This window comes from Methylomonas sp. Uni0009 (assembly GCF_054188105.3).
Window position 1 is genome coordinate 127,028 of the sequence record NZ_JBTAFN010000001.1, and the last position, 17,947, is coordinate 144,974.

At 53.4% G+C, this 17,947-nt stretch carries 19 protein-coding genes; 15 read left to right on the forward strand and 4 right to left on the reverse strand.

The features are described 5' to 3' along the window. Positions 1-45 precede the first annotated feature (45 nt). From ACWAU0_RS00615 to ACWAU0_RS00625, 3 genes are all read left to right on the forward strand, one after another. The gene (locus tag ACWAU0_RS00615; protein WP_165385931.1) at positions 46-219 is read left to right on the forward strand and encodes a hypothetical protein; all 174 of its coding nucleotides are present in this window, start codon (positions 46-48) and stop codon (positions 217-219) included. Positions 220-545: 326 nt separating this feature from the next. Continuing rightward, complete coding sequence (locus ACWAU0_RS00620) at positions 546-1,064, forward strand: RNA polymerase sigma factor (protein WP_458138036.1); 519 nt, start codon at positions 546-548, stop codon at positions 1,062-1,064. Continuing rightward, complete coding sequence (locus tag ACWAU0_RS00625; RefSeq protein WP_458138037.1) at positions 1,042-2,106, forward strand: FecR family protein; 1,065 nt, start codon at positions 1,042-1,044, stop codon at positions 2,104-2,106. The genes ACWAU0_RS00620 and ACWAU0_RS00625 overlap by 23 nt, the downstream gene beginning before the upstream one ends. A 227-nt stretch (positions 2,107-2,333) precedes the next feature. On the opposite strand, the gene ACWAU0_RS00630 is transcribed toward ACWAU0_RS00625, so the two are convergent. After that, positions 2,334-2,648: a hypothetical protein gene (locus ACWAU0_RS00630; RefSeq protein ID WP_458138038.1), complete on the reverse strand. Its 315-nt coding sequence runs from the start codon at positions 2,646-2,648 to the stop codon at positions 2,334-2,336. 49 nt (positions 2,649-2,697) lie between these two features. Here ACWAU0_RS00630 and ACWAU0_RS00635 point away from each other — a divergent pair, with 49 nt between their 5' ends. The 5 genes from ACWAU0_RS00635 (at position 2,698) to ACWAU0_RS00655 (ending at position 8,245) form a co-directional block, all read left to right on the forward strand. Further along, positions 2,698-3,096 (forward strand): energy transducer TonB, encoded by a 399-nt coding sequence (locus tag ACWAU0_RS00635; RefSeq protein WP_523070748.1) that lies wholly within the window; start codon positions 2,698-2,700, stop codon positions 3,094-3,096. 384 nt (positions 3,097-3,480) lie between these two features. After that, positions 3,481-4,032, forward strand: coding sequence for a hypothetical protein (locus tag ACWAU0_RS00640; protein ID WP_523070749.1), 552 nt, complete (start codon positions 3,481-3,483; stop codon positions 4,030-4,032). 740 nt (positions 4,033-4,772) lie between these two features. Continuing rightward, entirely contained in the window at positions 4,773-5,522 is a 750-nt protein-coding gene (locus tag ACWAU0_RS00645) for an IS5 family transposase (protein WP_129871393.1), read from the forward strand. Between the two features lie 381 nt (positions 5,523-5,903). Beyond that, positions 5,904-6,458 (forward strand): hypothetical protein, encoded by a 555-nt coding sequence (locus ACWAU0_RS00650; protein ID WP_458138040.1) that lies wholly within the window; start codon positions 5,904-5,906, stop codon positions 6,456-6,458. 11 nt (positions 6,459-6,469) lie between these two features. Then, on the forward strand, positions 6,470-8,245 hold the full coding sequence (locus ACWAU0_RS00655) for a bifunctional metallophosphatase/5'-nucleotidase (protein ID WP_458138041.1): 1,776 nt from the start codon (positions 6,470-6,472) through the stop codon (positions 8,243-8,245). A gap of 90 nt (positions 8,246-8,335) precedes the next feature. Here ACWAU0_RS00655 and ACWAU0_RS00660 read toward each other — a convergent pair whose 3' ends face one another. The 3 genes from ACWAU0_RS00660 to ACWAU0_RS00670 all read right to left on the reverse strand — a co-directional run bounded on the left by ACWAU0_RS00660 (position 8,336) and on the right by ACWAU0_RS00670 (position 12,720). Beyond that, the gene (locus ACWAU0_RS00660; RefSeq protein ID WP_458138042.1) at positions 8,336-9,079 is read right to left on the reverse strand and encodes a hypothetical protein; all 744 of its coding nucleotides are present in this window, start codon (positions 9,077-9,079) and stop codon (positions 8,336-8,338) included. A 258-nt stretch (positions 9,080-9,337) separates the two neighbouring features. Continuing rightward, positions 9,338-10,951, reverse strand: a complete 1,614-nt coding sequence (locus ACWAU0_RS00665) for an alkaline phosphatase (RefSeq protein ID WP_458138043.1) — start codon at positions 10,949-10,951, stop codon at positions 9,338-9,340. A 128-nt stretch (positions 10,952-11,079) separates the two neighbouring features. Further along, positions 11,080-12,720, reverse strand: coding sequence for a choice-of-anchor I family protein (locus tag ACWAU0_RS00670; RefSeq protein ID WP_458138044.1), 1,641 nt, complete (start codon positions 12,718-12,720; stop codon positions 11,080-11,082). Between the two features lie 189 nt (positions 12,721-12,909). Here ACWAU0_RS00670 and ACWAU0_RS00675 point away from each other — a divergent pair, with 189 nt between their 5' ends. From ACWAU0_RS00675 to ACWAU0_RS00705, 7 genes are all read left to right on the forward strand, one after another. After that, a complete protein-coding gene (locus ACWAU0_RS00675; protein ID WP_458138045.1) occupies positions 12,910-13,269 on the forward strand; it encodes an ArsR/SmtB family transcription factor in 360 nt (119 codons plus the stop codon). After that, a complete protein-coding gene (locus tag ACWAU0_RS00680; RefSeq protein ID WP_101051724.1) occupies positions 13,266-13,745 on the forward strand; it encodes an arsenate reductase ArsC in 480 nt (159 codons plus the stop codon). The genes ACWAU0_RS00675 and ACWAU0_RS00680 overlap by 4 nt, the downstream gene beginning before the upstream one ends. An 18-nt stretch (positions 13,746-13,763) precedes the next feature. Then, positions 13,764-14,120 carry an arsenite efflux transporter metallochaperone ArsD gene (gene arsD, locus ACWAU0_RS00685; RefSeq protein ID WP_458138046.1) on the forward strand — a complete coding sequence of 119 codons (357 nt, stop codon included), beginning with the start codon at positions 13,764-13,766 and terminating at the stop codon, positions 14,118-14,120. A 17-nt stretch (positions 14,121-14,137) separates the two neighbouring features. Further along, positions 14,138-15,955 (forward strand): arsenical pump-driving ATPase, encoded by a 1,818-nt coding sequence (arsA, locus tag ACWAU0_RS00690; protein WP_458138047.1) that lies wholly within the window; start codon positions 14,138-14,140, stop codon positions 15,953-15,955. Between the two features lie 138 nt (positions 15,956-16,093). Next, on the forward strand, positions 16,094-16,540 hold the full coding sequence (locus ACWAU0_RS00695; RefSeq protein ID WP_205453653.1) for an ArsI/CadI family heavy metal resistance metalloenzyme: 447 nt from the start codon (positions 16,094-16,096) through the stop codon (positions 16,538-16,540). 21 nt (positions 16,541-16,561) lie between these two features. After that, a complete protein-coding gene (gene arsB, locus ACWAU0_RS00700) occupies positions 16,562-17,614 on the forward strand; it encodes an ACR3 family arsenite efflux transporter (RefSeq protein ID WP_458138048.1) in 1,053 nt (350 codons plus the stop codon). Between the two features lie 64 nt (positions 17,615-17,678). Further along, on the forward strand, positions 17,679-17,885 hold the full coding sequence (locus ACWAU0_RS00705; protein ID WP_033157910.1) for a hypothetical protein: 207 nt from the start codon (positions 17,679-17,681) through the stop codon (positions 17,883-17,885). Positions 17,886-17,947: the final 62 nt, after the last annotated feature.

The window sequence follows — 17,947 nt, forward strand, 5'->3', positions numbered from 1 at the left end:
GCCGATAGCCGGCGTTACTCTTCACAACGTTTCAGGGAAGAAATCATGAACACTACCTTAAAAATTTTTCAACATATGGCCGGTATTGCCGAAGGGCACGCCAGCCTGAGTTTCGACGAGCTCAGCCTTTATGCCCCTGAGGGTACGAACGGAATACCGGTAATAAATAGGGCCGGGGAGATTTTCGGAATAAATGCTCGCCGATCCACTTTCCTCTGATGCTTTGAAAAACAACGAGGAGCGTCTTCAGTCCATTGGGTAGAGCAATATTGGACTGCTTGCAGTGTGTCATATCACGCCTTATGCGGCATTTCACACAGCCCAGTTGGTGCAAATGCAGGCCAACATAGGCATTTGACGTATCCCGGCGGCGGTCAAATGTTGGATTTTTGAAGACGCTAAAGCCGCATTAATAGCGCCTATCACGGGCCGTTGCTGCCCGGCCGCGTGCCTAAATTGATAGGGAATAAAGGCCATTGGCGCTGATTTTGCTTTGTCAAACGTCTTGATAGATAACCCACTTGTATCGCTTTCAAAAACGACTGATGACTGCTGTTTCGGACACACTGGATCATTTCTTTCGGGAAAATCGGGACGATTTAATCGGTTTTTTTCTGCGCCGCCTGCATTGTCCCGATACCGCCAAGGATTTGGCCCAAGAAACCTTTGTGCGGCTATTGTTCTCCGAACAGCGGACGCCGACTCAAGATAGGCGGGCGTTGGCGTTTTTTATCGCCGGTAATTTGGTGGTCGATCATATCCGCAAGGAATCGGTACGCGCCCGTTATGCTCCAAGCCATGAGATGCCGGCCGAACTACTGGAGGCGGTTGCCGGCAATGATCCGGACGCCGAAAAACAGTTAATGGCCTGGCAGGATCTGGATACGGTCAATACGGCCCTGAATGAATTGCCGGAAGAGTGCCGGGCGGCGTTTTACTTAAGCGCCATCGAAGGCCTGACTTACGCGCAAATTGGCGAATGTTTGGGCGTGTCCGAACGGGCCATCGCCAAACGCATTGCCAAAACTTTGAAGCATTGCCGTGACCGTCGCGAGCAACGCTGAATTGGCCTGCGGTTTATTTTCCGGCAACATTGTTTTATCGTTCGCCCACTCCTTCCTCGTTTCAGCGGCCTTGATGAACACCGATCCCGATAATTCCAACGAAAGCGTGGCCGACCAGGCGATAGACTGGCTGGTGCTGATGCGTTCCGGTTCGGTTACAGACGCCGCGCGCCACCAATTCGAGGCCTGGTATGGTCAAGACGACGCCAACCGGCAAGCCTACGCCGAGGCCGAAGCGCTGTGGGGTTCCGTCGCGCAAGCCGTTAAAACCACGCCGCCCGCCAATTTCCAGCCAAAGCAAATTCATGCCGTTCCGCGTTTGCCGCGGCGAGCCGGTTTGGCGCTGGCCGCTTCGCTGGTGCTGGGGTTGTTGCTAGGCCGGGATAGGCTCCACGATTGGTTGTTCAGCGATTATGCAACCGCCGTTGGCGAACAAAAGCAGATTCAATTGGCCGACGGCAGCAGCGTGTTGCTGAATACCGATACCGCGTTGGACATAGACTGGTCGGCGGATAAACGGCGCGTGGTATTGCTCAGAGGCCAGGCCGAGTTCAAGGTTACCAGCGATGCCAACAGACCCTTTGAAGTGGTGGCTGGCGATACGGCGGTACGGGCCTTGGGGACGGTGTTTGACGTGGCTCACCCCGACGCAGGTAAGGTCGAAGTCAATGTTACCGAGCATGCGGTAGCCGTGCGCTTGACCGATCAAGCCGATGTCGCCGCGATACGGGTGGAGGAAGGCCAGCGATTGACGTATTCCACTGGCGGTGGGTTGGATAAGCCGGCACCAGCCAATCTCAACCAGTTAAATGCCTGGAAACGCGGCAAGTTGATTTTTCACGATCAGGCACTGGCCGACGTGGTAGCAGAGTTAAACCGCTATTCCAAAGCCAAAATCATTCTGAACGGTGAGGATGTCAAACAATTGCGGGTTAGCGGGGTATTTCCGACCGACGGTCTGGCGATGCTGGATGCCTTGCAAAAATCCCTGGCACTGCGTCAGACCGCATTGGGACCGTGGCTGGTGATTTTGCATTCTTGATGCGAAAACAGAATCGGCCGGACTGTATTACCGAACCGCCGCTGCGGCAATTGGCCGCATTCCTGGCGGCAAGGCTTTTGTCATAATTAATTTTAAATCGTCTTAACTTGGCGAATTTAGTTGTTTGGAAGAATCACGCCAGCTCAGGGACGCCGCCGCATGTTTAACCGCCAATCCTAAAAACCCGTGCCATTTATTAGAGCGAATCGAATCGGACTTGTTATTGCTCAAAATCCGGCAGCATCTTTTCTTGATGCATCCGTCGGCGTCGAAGCCGGCCGCGCGGTGTTGCTAAAACCAACCCGCAACAAAGAAAGTTCGCGCAACATCGCCGTGCTATTTTTGATGTTAGTTACCGTTATGTTGCTGCACTTGGCCGGGGTCAGCTGCTTCTTGTGCCCCGACCTGCCGGAGGCAAAAGCCAGTCCGCTTAAAATGGAAGTGTCGACAATCACAGTTCCGGCCAGTGAGCCAAGCCTTGAGCGAACCCAACCGCCGCCGCCCAGCGTTGCCCAACCAAAACCTAAAAAGCCGCAACTCAAACCCCGGTTGAAAAAAGTGACGCCGCAGGCGCCGCCGTCCGATTTTTCGATGCAGGAACAAGTTTTTGATCAACAGCCTCGGCCGGTCGACGATGCCACTCAGCCGGCGATTGCCGAGAAAGTAAGCGCCGACAATCCAAGTCCGACGTTTACCGAGGCATATCTGAATGCCGCTTACCAACACAATCCCAAGCCGGAGTACCCCGGTATCGCCCGCAGCCGAGGCTGGCAGGGCAAAGTGGTTTTGCGCGTGGAAGTCAGCGAGGATGGTCAGGTAGTGGGCGTTGCCGTCGAACAAAGCTGTGGTCACGAAGCGCTGGACGAATCCGCGGTCGAAGCCGTCAAACAATGGCGCTTCGTACCGGCCAAACGCGCTGAAATCAATGTAGCCAGCGCGGTATTGGTGCCGATCATTTTTACGCTGCAAGACCAAGCGCCGGCTTTTTAGATTTTCCGCTCTTCTTGCCGCACGCTGGAAACAGCTGGGCGGTCGCGGGTTTTCCAGTCAAATTGATTAATGTTAAAGACAGCCGATTCAAACCCGAAGGAGTGGACCGCTTAGCAGCGTTTTATCTCAAATCAGGAAATTTTGTTTTACCCACACGTTTACCATTCATTTCGAGAACACACGTGTCATTCAAAAAAATATTTATCGCGTTCACCCTGCTTTTTAATGGGGGGAGAAATCCACTCCCGAAATCTAATGAAAAATCAAAAAACGTAGGGCGGGCAACGCTTTTCTGCCCACCGTCAGCGGTGTATATTTAATACCGCGTGGGCACAAAAACCGTGCCCACCCTACCCGACTCCAGCCTTTTTTAAATCAAATCAGATGGCATATACCCTTTTCTACATGTCGCGTTCATATAAAGACCATTTGATCGCTCGCCATCGTTTTTATATTAACCAAGCAAATGTTAGGCTGCTTGCACAATTCGACAACATGGAAGAAGAAGCAAAAGATTATGGCAATAAATATTTAAGCAGAATTAGCCATAACTTCGACCCCGACCGAGATAACCCTGATAGTTTTTATGAGAATGCTTTTGAGGAAAGTATTGAGTGGTATTCAATGCTAGACGACATGTTATCCAAAACCAGATTGAGTGTAATCGCTGGTATGTATCACGAGTGGGATAAGCAACTAAGAGAATGGATAACAATAGAAATAAATCAATGGCACCGAAGTGATGCAATCAAAAATAAAATTTGGAGTAAAAAATCATGCGAGTTATTTGATTTATTAGAAGGTTTAGGGTGGAAAATTAAATCAAAGGACTGTTATAGATCACTTGAAAGATGTCGATTGGTTGTAAATACTTTCAAGCATGGGGATGGTCTTTCCTTTACTGAAATAAAAGACAAACATAAAGACTTGCTATAGTGTTTACCTGAAGCATACCCAGATTTCATACAAAATTTTACTTACGATGATCTAAAAATTACCGATGATCATATAGAAGAATTTTCCAACGCCATTATAATGTTTTGGAACGATTTACCGGAGTCTATCTATAATGACGACTCGCTAAAACTACCCAGTTGGTTTTTAAACGAAATCAGTGATAATAAAAAAATCATAATGGCCGTCGACAAGGCCCTAAGGCGCAATTCGTAGGGCATCAATAGGCGTAGCCGTATTGGGCCGCATGTTGGCCTTAAAGCATTCGGCGCATTACGCTATCGCTAATGCGCCCTACAAAACTGCGCGAATATTAGCTGGGTTTCAAACTTCACGGCGGGGTTTTCTCCCGTATGCCGCGCCGAGCACCGGAGGGTTTGGACGGATGAGCCCGAAGGGGCGCCGCAGGGATGCGGCGCGTTGCATGCAGGGGCTGGGAAGCCCCTCCAGGCAACCCCGTTCAAATCCGAGGAGCGCAGGATCAAAGCTGCATCCGGGCCGCCTTTCTTTTGGATACTTTTCTTTGGCGCAGCAAAGAAAAGTATCTCGTCTGTCGGTGCGAGAACCGACTTTAAAACAATCGTCGCGATAGCGACACCAATCCTAATAACCCAGCTTCGATCCCGAGCAACCTAGGGGCTGTTGCCATTTTGTCATAATCCCTTTGAAAATCGATTGGCGAGCCATATTGATTGAGTTTTCAATCAAACGATAACTAGCGAATGCCACGCCAACTGCTTACAGATACCCACTGGGAAAAGCTAAAAACGATTATGTTGAGTTTCAGCATTTACGACAAACCCGGTCTTCGGCAAACGGTCGAAGGGATTTTTTATCGCTTGCGTGTTGGCTGCCCTTGGCGAGACTTGCCCGTCGCTTTTGGCAAGTGGAATGCCGTGTACAAGCGCTTCAATGCCTGGTCACTGCAAGAAAAGCTGAGGGGTATCTTTCAAGCGCTAGTGATTGAGCCTGATTTGGAATGGCTATTTATTGATGGCAGCATTATTAAAGCCCATCAACACAGTAGCGGCGGCGCCCATGAAAACCCAACAGCCATCGGGAAATCGGTCGCAGGCAACACGACCAAAATCCATATGGCGGTTGATGCCGGTGGACTTCCCATCCAGTTCTCGATTACGGGGGGCGAAGTACATGACTGCAAAGAAGCGCCGGAATTTGTGGCCAAGCTCCCCCAGGCGGGCTACATGATTGCAGACAAAGGGTATGACAGCGAGCCGTTACGGATTCAAATTCGAGACCAAGGCACAGTCCCCATCATCCCAAGAAAACAAAATTCAATAGTCGGGAATGAGGAAATGGACTGGTGTCTCTATAAATATCGCCACCTCGTTGAAAACGTATTTGCGCGACTGAAACATTTTAGAGCTATTGCCACCCGATATGACAAACTAAAACGCAATTTTGAAGGTGCTATCGCCCTGGCTTGTGCATTTATATGGTTACCGATGTGAAACGGCAACAGCCCCTAGAAGTTTTCTCCAACATTCATGCTCGGAACGACACGATTGGAATAATTTTGTCCAACAGCCAAGCTCTGTACTCAAACAGTCGAAAACCAAGCCGGACTAACGACATCCCGAAATACCTCATTCCGCGAATTTCATCGATTGCCTTCTAGCCACCCAAGCCAGAGTCAGCGCCCGAATAAAACCCGCAACACCCGTGTATTACATTTCACGAAATCTTCATTTAGCAATCACAAGTTCATCACAAAATTTCCTTAGGCTGTACTTGCTTTACCCATAGCGATGGAAATTTCTCAACCCCAAATGAACGAGCAGCCAGCGGCCTATAACAAAAACGCCCGCGCTGTCTTTATCGGAGCACTCTAAATGATCAAAAAATCTGTTATTGCCGCAGCATTGCTGTCGGCAATCTGCACGCAAGCCGAGGCGATTACCCTTAATGCCGACGGCGCTTGGCATGCGTTCGACGTAGACAATTCGGTGTCTAATTCCGGTGACTTGGAATGGATAGACCTGGATAACAATACTTTAAGCTTTGAATTCACCTTAACCGGATCGGCCATTTTGCGCGTAGTGGACGCCGGCTTCGCTGGTGATAGATTCAAGATTTTTAACACGGCCAGCGTAATTGGTGAGACCTCGGCGGCCGTTAACAATTATCCCACTTCTGTTTACAGCGATTTTGACTTGGCTTACTCCAGCTCAGACTACAGCCGCGGCGAATTTCTGCTGGGTGCCGGCAGCTATCAAATCAGCGGTCTGCTGATCCAATCCGCTTTGGATGATACCTCCACCGAGCTTAACGCCACCGTTGGCGCAGTCAGCCTGACCGCCGTGCCGCTGCCTGCCGCCGCAGGCTTATACGCGGCCGGCGCCGGCCTGCTGGGCTTGGTCTCTCGTCGCCGCCAATCCACTAAATAAGGGTTAATCCAATGAAATTAAACAAACTTGCCATCGGCATCGCCTTAGGTTTGGGCACACTGGGTGCAGCTCATGCCGTGACCAGCATCCCCTCCACTACCATTAAAATCGTCGCGTTCAACGACTTTCACGGCCAATTGGAGTCGCCCGGCACCTTCCGGCAAACGCCCAGCAGCGCGCCAGCCACCAATATCCCGGTCGGCGGCGTGGATTGGATGGCCGGCTATATTAACGATCTGAAAAACCAGAACCCCAGCACTGTCGTGGTCTCGGCCGGCGACATCATCGGTGCCACACCGTTGGTTTCCGCGTTGTTTCATGACGAACCGACTATCGAAACCATGAACCGCCTAGGCCTGGAATTTAACGCGGTCGGCAATCACGAGTTCGACGAAGGCAAGGATGAATTGAAACGCATGCAAAACGGCGGCTGTCATCCGACCGATCCAAATTCCTGCCAAGGTGCATCTGTCGGCACGCCGGTACCTTTTGAAGGCGCGGATTTCAAATTCCTGGCCGCCAATGTCGTGGAAACCGCCAGCGGCAAAACCCTGTTTCCGCAATACGCGATTAAAGTGGTGGGCGGCGTGCGGGTCGGCTTTATCGGCATGACCTTGAAAGAAACCCCCACCATCGTCACCCCCACCGGTGTGGCCGGCCTGGAGTTCAAAGACGAGGCGGCCACGGTGAACGCCTTGATCCCCAAATTGCGGGCGCGCGGCGTCGAAGCAGTGGTGGTATTGATTCATCAAGGCGGCACGATACCGGTCACGCAAAGTGCTTCGACCATCAACAACTGCGACAGCGGCTTGGATGGCTCGCCGATTAAAACCATCGTCAACCAATTGGACGACGAAGTGGATTTGGTGATTTCCGGCCACACGCATCAAGCCTATAACTGCCAAATCGCCAACAAGGCCGGCCGCTTGATTTCGGTGACCAGCGCCAATTCGCAAGGCCGGGTACTGACCGACATCGACGTGGCCATCAACACCGTGAACGGCGAAGTCAGCAGCGTCAGCGCCGAAAATATCGTCGTTGATCGAAGCAACACTGCCATCACGCCCAATGCAGCAATTAAAACCATCGTCGATAATTACAAAGCCCTGTCCACGCCCATCGCTAACCGGGTGATAGGCAGTATCAGCGCGGCGATTACCCGAACCGCCACCGCGGCCGGCGAATCGGCCCTAGGCGATGTGATTGCCGATGCGCAATTACTGGCGACGCAAAACGTCGGCTTTGGCGAAGCAGTGGTTTCATTCATGAACCCCGGCGGCATCCGCGCCGATTTGACCTTCCCATCCAGCGCGGCTAACGAAGGCGACGGCAAGGTGACTTACGCGGAAGCCTTTACCGTGCAGCCGTTCGGCAACACCTTGGTTACATTGACCTTGACCGGCGCGCAAATCCACACTTTGTTGGAGCAACAATTCACCGGCTGCACCGTGGGCTATCCAGCCGGCGCACCGGCTGCGGGCCAAGCGTTCAACCGCATCATGCAAGTTTCCAACGGCTTTAGTTACGAATGGAAAGAAAAAGGCACGCCTTGCGATAACGTCGACCCCGCCAGTATCAAGATCAATGGTGTAGTCGTCGATCCTGCCGCCAACTATCGGGTGACCGTAAACAATTTCATGGCCGACGGCGGCGATCAATACTATGTATTGACGCAAGGCACTAACCGTCTGGGCGGCGCGTTGGATCTGGATGCATTGGAAAACTACTTTACCGTCAACGGCATGGTAGCCCCCGGCCTGCAAAACCGGATTTTGCCGGCACCTTAAGTTTTAGGGATTAGTTGTAAGCTCTGTAGTGATACTCGGGCCCGCTGGTACGCGATACAGCGGGCTTTTTTTTGCCTGACGGGCTAGCGCTTAATGATGATGCTCATGCCCCATTTGCGCTTGCACCTTTATGACGAACGGGTCGGATTCCTTGTCGCCCAAATCGGCGAAATCGATCACGTCATAACCGTCGATTGGCGTCGGTTGCCAGGGCGCAGCGCTTAAATAATAAGCCTGCAACAGTTCGGTGCGCTCGGAAAATTCGCCATACCGACGTTCGATCAAAGCCGGTAAGGCCATGTCCAGGCGCATCACCACATGCCATTCGGTATCCGCGACTTTACCCTTATATTCGCGGGTCGGGATGCCATCGGTCCATTCGATTTCTTCGGCAGTCAGTTTATCGAGCAGTTGACTATCCAACAGCAAGGCTAATTTTTGCCAAGACGGCGTAATGTCCAGCATCCTTAGATCGCCGGCCTGAAATTCAATTGCCCGCCGGTCTTGATGATAGAGCTTACGGTGAATCAGCTCCTGGCCGTCACGCTGCCACAGTTCGCCCACGCCCAGTTGCGGCCGCTCTATCGTAATCTGCCGGCTATCGCGCCAGAATCGCCAGCTCACCTCGGCCGGCAATACCTGGTGCTCGTCGTGTTCGGGCTCTTCGCCGGTGCGGGTGGTGACAAACTCGGCGGCAACGGCAGGTAAGTTTGCCGAAGATAAATCGGTGATGTTAGCGGCATACTTGGCCGGCGCATGGCTGCAAGCCGCCAAAACGATCAATAAATTGAGACCAAGCAGTTTGGGTAAAAATTTGAAATGGGTGTTGAACATGGATCCTGCACTTTAGCGGTATTCAAAAAAATGTAATTACTCAGTGAATTGCAAAACTCTGACAATCGCCGAGAAATTGCTCCCTCTCCTGATGGAGAGGGTTGGGGAGAGGAGAATTAAACTAGCAAAATACTTTGTTTTCATCCCCTCACCCTACCCTCTCCCGCTGGAGAGGGATTCTTGTACTTCGCAGTGAATAATTCCAAAAAATCAGGGACGGCTAGCGTCCCTGATTCGGCTTTGGGAAAGGCCCCCGGACTATTTACGCATGCCTAGGGCATCCGCCATCACATGATAAATCACGTTTTGTTCCAGCGTACCGCGTACCAGGTAAGCGCCAGGGCCGTCAGCATAGATCGCCACGTCTTCGCCGGCGTGGGTTTCCGCGCTCATCGGTACGGTGGCTTCCTGCATGTAGTTTGGATTGGTGGTATCGACTGTTGTCAAATCCGGACGCAGTTTACTACCCTCGTAGGCAGCAGCCACGGTACCTTCGTTGGCGGGATTAAATTCCTTGCGTTGCAAACCGCCGGTCCAGCCTGGGCCGTTGGCGTAGGTCAAGGTGGTGTAAGGTAAGCCCAAGGCATCCTTTGTCGCAACGCCGTCTACCGCGGTTTTACCCAGGATAGGATTGCCGCGCGACGGATAACCGGCGATGGTGAACACATGGCTGTGGTCGGCGGTGACCAGGATCAAGGTGTCTTCGTCGCGGGTTAGTTGTTTGGCTTTTTTCACTGCATCAGACAATGCCACGGTATCGGTCAGCGCCCGGTAGGCATTGCCGGCGTGGTGCGCGTGGTCGATCCGGCCGGCTTCCACCATCAGATAATAACCTTTGCGGTTTTTTTCCAAAATTTTGATGGCTTTTTCGGTCATCTCGGTCAAGGACGGTTCGCCGGCGGCGTCTTGTGCGCGGTCAGCTTCATAGCGCATATGCGAACGCTCGAACAAGCCCAGCAAATGATCGGTAGACGCTGGATTTACCGCGTCGAACTGGGCTTTGTTCCAGACGTAGTCGGAATTATTGTATTGCGAAGTCCACTCCAAAGTTAGGTCGCGGCCATCGACGCGGCGGCCTTTTTGCGTAGGGTATTCAGGGTCGGCAATCGTATTGGGCATAAAGTAGCTACGACCACCGCCCAAAGCCACTTCCAGGCCGTCGCCGTAAGGAAACTCGAGCAACTGGCGAGCAATATCCTTCACGGTGGCGCCGGCAGGCAGGTTGCTGTCCGCTTCCCAATCGCGGTCGGCAATGTGGGCGTAATTCACGGCGGGCGTGGCGTGGGTAAAGCGCGCGGTTGTGACTACGCCGGTGGACATGCCGCGTTCTTCGGCGCGTTCCAGGATGGTTTTGACGGTGTGTGCCGCAGTGACTTCCGCGCTTTTTTCGGTGCGAAGAATACCTTGCTCGACCGAAATAGCCCCATCATTGGCTTTGATACCGGCGACCATCGCCGTGGCAGTAGGTGCGGAATCCGAGGTTTGTTGATTGGCGCTGGCCGTAACCGAATGAGCCATATTGTTAAATTTTTCAAATTGCAGACGGTTGAATTCGCCGTCGCGTCCGGCCATTTGGCCTTCCAAAATCCGCGCGGCGGTGACCGTCGATACGCCCATGCCATCACCGACGAACAAGATGACGTTTTTGGCTTTGCGCAGTTGTTCCACGTCTCTTTTGTTGACCAATACCGCAGCTTCACCGGCTTTAAACCATTCAACGCCCGATGTCGGTACTTGGCTAATTTGCGCAGGTTTATGAGAATCCTGATGATCGCGGTCGGCATGGTCGTGGGCGACTGCGGCTACCGACAAGGTAAAACCGAAGGCGCCGACAGCGACTGCCGCCAGTTTTTGTGGATGTGTTTTTTTCATGTGTTGCCCCGAGAGCAGTTTATGGAGCGGCAACATTAGCGATTGAATATGACAAGCGCGTTACGGGATAAAACGGGAAAGCCAGCTTAGCCGATATAGCTCGGCCAAGCTGGCTTCAAGTGCGGATATTAGTCTTTACGGCCGCGTTGCATTCCCATCAAGCCCACCAGCGCGGAACCGAACAGCCAAACCGCGCCCGGTACCGGCACGGCCGATACTTTGTACAGCGAAGTGGTTTCGCTTACCTCGTTGGCCACCGCCAGGTAACTGCCTTGGGCATTGCTGAAGAAACTCAACCCCTCGGGACCGATGTCGCCGCCGGTGAACAACATGTCCAAAAACGTCGGACTGTTCAGGTCGGTCAAATCCCAAACCATCACCGCATTGGAACGCTCCAAACCCAGGAACAACAAGTCACGGCCGTCCACTTTACCCACCACCGCAGTTTCCGGCTCAGGACCTTTGTTGTCGCTACGGCCATCGTCCCATAAGGCTGCGAAAGCCGCGTTACCAGGGTTCGCCGCAATCAACGCTTTGATGGTTTGTTCCAGTTTGTCGCCGGAATCAAACACCATGCTGCCATTGGCATCCAGAATCGAGAACGAACGGGCGCCGAAGACTTGCAGTTGATCCAGGTCACCGTCGTTGTCCAAATCCCCGCTCCTGGAAACCGTCAGTCGATTCAGCTTGTCATTGTTCGTGGCCCAATCCGGTCCGTGCAAGGCTGTCATAGTGGCATTCAAGGCGGGATCGATAGTCGCTGCGCCCACCCGCACTTCTTCTGCACCGCCCGGCCAATCCTCGCGAGAGTCGCCTTCATTGGCGGTCACGTAATATTGATTGCCGTCTTTGCTAAAACTGGCGATGCCGTCGGGCATGTACATACCCATCACATTCCAGTTCTGGATATTGCCTTTCAAAGCCGCAGTGCCGGCACCGTCGCGATCCGAGACATCCAGACCGTTGCCGGCTAAATTGTGATCCTTCAAACCCAGGGCTTTAATGTCGGTGACTGTGGCGCTGGCGATGTCGATGACCGCAACCGAATTGGCCTCTTGCAGCGTCGCAAAAGCTTTGCTGCCGTCTTGGCTAACCGCAATGTATTCCGGTTCCAGATCTTGCGCGACGCTGGCGTTCGGCCCGGTCAGACGCACGCCGCTGGCTTTCAAAGCCGCCGCCGTACCATTGAAAGCAGAAAAGCCGGCCGTTTGGACGGCAAAGGTGTTGGTGTTGATAATACTCACCGAGCCTTCCGGATCGCCGCTTGGCCCCACCAAATAGCTGCTGGGTTCGCCTTCATTCGCCACCAGCAAGCGGCTGCCGTCGGGCGTGTATGTCACTGCGTCAGGGTTGGCACCGACGGTTACGCTGTGTTGCAATGTGTAGTCAGCCGCATTGTAAAAACGCACCAAACCCGCATCGGTTTTCGTCAGCGCAGTCAAAGCAATAGCCGCTTGGCCGTTTTTCACCGCCACGCTGTTGATTCCGCCGAGCGCGCTCGTGGAAATGCTTTGCAGCAAATTGCCGTTCATATCCAGCACATCAATGCCGCCTTGGCCGATATTGGCCTGATTGGCATCGGTTCCCGCTACCCACAAGCGGTTGTTAACCGCATCGAAAGAGACGATTTCCGAACCCATGGCACTGGAACCATTCGCTGCAGTGTGATTGAAGGTCCATTGATGCGACCATTGAAAATCCCCCGCAGCGCTGGCATTGGCAGAGGCCAGCACAGCAGCGACGGCGGCGGCGATTGAAGTGAGTTTCATAAAAATGCTCCTGAGGCCCTATTCGTTTGGTGTTTGAAGAAAGGATGTGTAAGTACCAGCTCACCGACAGCGTCGGAACGGTAGTCTTGCGAATGGTAAATAGCCTTTATGACAGTAGCGTTACGCGACAGCCGCATCGCAAACGCCCGGAAAATTGACTTGTTTCCATATTTCAATTATTGTTGAAATATGGAAAATAAAACTGCTGTTATCGCACTGGCCGCATTGGCCCAAGAATCCCGTCTGGCAATTTACCGCGCGCTGGTGCAAGCCGGCCCGGCAGGTTTGGCCGCCGGAAAAATCAGTGAAGCCACCGGCATTGCCCCGTCTTCCCTGTCGTTTCATTTGAAGGAATTGACTTACGCCAACTTGGTCAGCTCGCGCAACGAAAGCCGCTTCGTGATTTATACGGCCAATTTTTCCGCGATGAACGATCTGTTGGCTTTCCTGACTGAGAACTGTTGCGACGGCCATCCCTGTCTATCGCTCTCAGCCTGTTCCACCAATAACGAATCTTTACCCTCAACCCCGACCGACACTCCATCATGAACGTATTGTTTTTGTGTACCGGCAACTCCTGCCGTTCCGTCCTTGGCGAAGCCACTTTCAATCATTTGGCACCGGCCGGCTGGCGTGGCCTGAGCGCCGGCAGCAAACCCACCGGTAAAATTCATCCGCGTTCGCTGGCTTTGCTGGCCAGAGAAGGCATATCCACCGAGGGTTATTACAGCAAGTCCTGGAATGATCTGCCGGTGACGCCGGACATCGTGCTGAGTGTGTGCGGCAATGCCGCCAACGAAACCTGCCCCGCCTACCTGGGCCCGGTCATGCGCAGCCATTGGGGCGTTGAAGATCCGGCTCACGTCGAGGGTACCGACGAGGAAATCGACGCGGCCTTCATGGTCGCGTATCGGATTCTGCGCCATCGCATCGAGCAGTTTTTTGCTTTACCGTTGGAAGAGTTAAAAAACGATCCCGAGCGTCTGAAAGCCGAGCTGGATCGCATCGGCACCTTGTTGCCTTAGTTGTTAAGGAGTTCTCCCATGACCAGTATTCAAATATTTGATCCTGCATTGTGTTGCAGCGCCGGCGTTTGCGGTGTGGAAGTCGATCAGCAGTTAGTGGGTTTTGCCGCCGATGTCGATTGGGCCAAGCAGAACGGCGCCGCCATTGAGCGCTTTAATCTGGCACAAACCCCGTTGGCGTTTGCCGAAAACCCGGTGGTTAAAGCGTTTTTGGAACGTTCCGGCGCCGATGCCCTACCGTTGATTTTGGTGGATGGAGAAGTCGCGTTGGCGGGCCGCTATCCGAATCGAACCGAATTGGCGCATTGGGCGGCCATTAGCGTAGCGGAACAGCCAAGCCCGTCCGGCTGTTGCAGCGGCAGCAGCTGTTGTTAACTTCTGCTGATAGCGCTGTGAGCGCTGTGAACAGCGATTGCAAATTCCTCAACCAAGCGCCACGCTTTCTATTTTTTACCGGCAAGGGCGGCGTGGGCAAGACCTCTATCGCTTGCGCCTCGGCCGTAAAATTGGCGGATACCGGCAGACAGGTATTGCTGGTGAGTACCGATCCGGCCTCGAATGTCGGCCAGGTATTTGGCATCAACATCGGCAATCGGATCACCGCCATTCCGGCCGTATCCGGCCTGGCGGCATTGGAGATCGATCCGCAAGCGGCGGCCCAGGCCTATCGCGACCGTATCGTCGGCCCGGTGCGCGGCGTGCTGCCGGACAGCATCGTCAAAGGTATAGAAGAACAGCTGTCCGGCGCCTGCACCACGGAAATTGCGGCATTCGACGAGTTTACCGCGCTGTTGACCGACTCGGTCTTGACCGCCGGCTACGACCATATCGTGTTCGACACCGCCCCGACCGGCCACACCATCCGCCTGTTGCAATTGCCGGGTGCCTGGAGCGGCTTTTTGGAACAAGGCAAAGGCGATGCCTCTTGCCTGGGTCCCTTGGCCGGTCTGGAAAAACAGCGCAGCCAATATAAAGCCGCCGTCGCCGCCTTGGCCGATCCGCAGCGCAGCCGTTTGATCCTGGTCGCCCGCGCCCAAGCATCGACCTTGCGCGAGGTGGCACGTACCCATGAAGAATTAAACGCCATCGGTTTGTCGCAACAATATCTGGTTGTCAACGGCATTTTACCGGAAAGCGAAATCGCGCAAGACCAGCTGGCCAGCGCGATCTATCAGCGTGAGCAAGACGCTTTAGCGCAAATGCCGGAAGCGCTAAACCGCTTAGCCATGGATCGCATTGAATTAAAGCCCTTCAATCTGGTTGGACTGATGGCTCTTAGGCAATTGTTGAGCAAATCCGCGCCGCTCTCGACATCTGGCAATGGAGTGATGCCGGCTATACCCGCAGCCAATCTATCAACACTAGTGGACGAGATTGCCGCCGACGGTTATGGTCTGGTGATGCTGATGGGCAAAGGCGGCGTTGGCAAAACCACCCTGGCCGCCGCGTTGGCAGTGGAACTGGCGCGACGCGGTTTGCCGGTGCATCTGACCACCTCCGACCCAGCCGCCAATTTAACGGACACGCTAAACGGCGCGTTGCCTGACCTGACAGTCAGCAAAATCGATCCGCATGCGGAAACCGAACGCTACCGTCAGCATGTGCTGTCCACAAAAGGCGCCAAACTAGATGAACAAGGCCGCGCCTTGCTGGAAGAAGACTTGCGCTCGCCGTGTACCGAAGAAATTGCCGTTTTCCAAGCCTTTTCCCGCATCATCCGCGAAGCCGGCAAGAAATTCGTGGTGATGGATACCGCCCCTACCGGCCATACCTTGCTGCTCTTGGACGCCACCGGCGCTTACCACCGCGAGGTGGCGCGGCAGATGGGCGACTCCAATCAGCATTTCACCACGCCGATGATGCAATTGCAGAACCCGCGCCAAACCAAAGTGCTGATCGTCACCTTAGCGGAAACCACACCGGTGCTGGAAGCCGCTCATTTGCAAGACGATCTGCGCCGGGCCGGCATCCAACCTTGGGCCTGGGTGATTAATAACAGCGTGGCGGCGACCACAGTGCATTCGGCGCTGTTACGCCAACGCGCGGCCAATGAATTGGCGGAAATTGCCGAGGTAGCGGATCGACACGCCCAACGTTACGCGCTCGTGCCCTTGTTGCGAGAAGAACCGACAGGTGTGGAACGCTTGCTGGCATTGGCCGGCGGCCAAACGCCTTCTCCTTTAGTACCGGATCATAAAGGAGAAGGTTGAGATGAGGGGATTAAAATCAGTTATTTACATCCCTCACCCTAGCCCTCTCCCTGCGGGAGAGGGAATTTTCAGAGGTCCCCACTAAACAATGCTAGCTAATCTCCAATCTCATTCACTCTTTACCCCGGAGCAAACGCGATGAAACGCCTGCATATCCATCTCGCCGTCGATGATCTGGCAAAAAATATCGACTTTTACAGTGCACTGTTTCAAAGCGCACCGAGCGTGCGCGAAGCCGATTACGCCAAGTGGCTATTGGACGATCCGCGCGTCAATTTCGCGATTTCCAGCCGCGGCCGCCAGCCGGGGTTGGATCATTTGGGCATACAAGTCGAATCGGGTGAGGAGTTGGAAGCAGTTCAGGAAAACCTGGCCGCCGCCGAATTGCCGGTCGCCGCGCAAAAACAAGCCAACTGCTGCTACGCCCAGTCCGATAAATACTGGACCGTCGATCCGCAAGGCATCGCCTGGGAAGCCTTCCACTCCTTGCAAACTATTCCCTTATTTGGCGACGATCAAGTGTTGCAACTTGAACCCGCCAGCAGTTGCTGCAAACCACCGGCAGCCGATAACGCTGCACAGTAAATAGCTGACTTGGAGATTTAAATGAGCACCCCGCATTGCCCCAACGCCCGTTTATCCTTTCTCGACCGTTTCCTGACCCTGTGGATTTTCATCGCCATGGCGATTGGGGTCGGCATCGGTTTTCTGTTTCCCACGGAAGTAACTGGCTTTAACACGGCGGTATCGGTCGGCACCACCAATATTCCCATCGCCATCGGCTTGATCGTGATGATGTATCCACCGCTGGCCAAAGTCCGTTACGAAGAACTCGGCGACGTATTCCGCAACTGGCGAATATTGGCGGTGTCCTTGCTGCAAAACTGGCTGCTCGGACCGCTGTTGATGTTTGTATTGGCTATCGTGTTTCTGCGCGATTATCCCGAATACATGGTGGGCCTGATCCTGATCGGCCTAGCGCGCTGTATCGCGATGGTCATCGTCTGGAACGAATTGGCCAACGGCGATAATGAATACGCGGCGGGCTTGGTGGCATTTAACAGCGTATTCCAGGTCTTGTTTTACAGCGTCTATGCCTGGTTGTTCATCACCGTACTGCCGCCCTTGTTCGGCATGCAAGGTAGTCTGGTTGATATTACGATTGGCGAAATCGCCAAGAGCGTATTCATCTATCTGGGCATTCCATTTATCGCCGGCTTTAGCACGCGCTTTCTATTGGTCAAAGCCAAAGGCAAGGATTGGTATCACCAGCATTTCGTCCCGAAAATCAGCCCACTGACCTTGATCGCCCTGCTGTTTACCATCGTGGTGATGTTCTCGCTGAAAGGCGACTTAATCGTGCAATTGCCGCTGAACGTGGTGCGGATTGCGATACCGCTGTTGATTTATTTTGTGGTGATGTTTTTACTCAGCTTTTGGCTGGGTAAAGCCATCGGCGCCGGTTACGGCAAAACCACCACACTGGCGTTTACCGCCGCCAGCAATAATTTTGAGTTGGCGATTGCGGTGGCGGTGGCGGTGTTTGGTATTAACAGCGGCGCGGCGTTTGCCGCGGTGATTGGACCCTTGATCGAAGTGCCGGTGATGATCGCCTTGGTCAATGTGGCTTTCTTTTTCCGTAAACAGGGGATGATTTAAAAATAGCAAAACGTTTACCCAACGACTGCATTACCCCTCTTTAACCTTACAAAGGAATACCCTCATGGCTACTGATAAATCGAAAAACGATAGAAAGAAAATTGCGGTGGAAGAACCCACTTACGACCAACTGAAAAACTTTTCCCGCTTTAACGGCTTAAAAACCCGTACGGTGGTGGCGTGTATGGTGAATATCATGCTGCAAGATGAAGTGTTAAGCCGCCGTGTCGTCGAGCAGTGCCTGGCTGCCGACTCAGAGGAAGCCAATTAGTGTCAGCCGGATCAAAATCGCCAACAATTTTAAGCGGCGTTGATTGAAGTCAAAGCTATCAG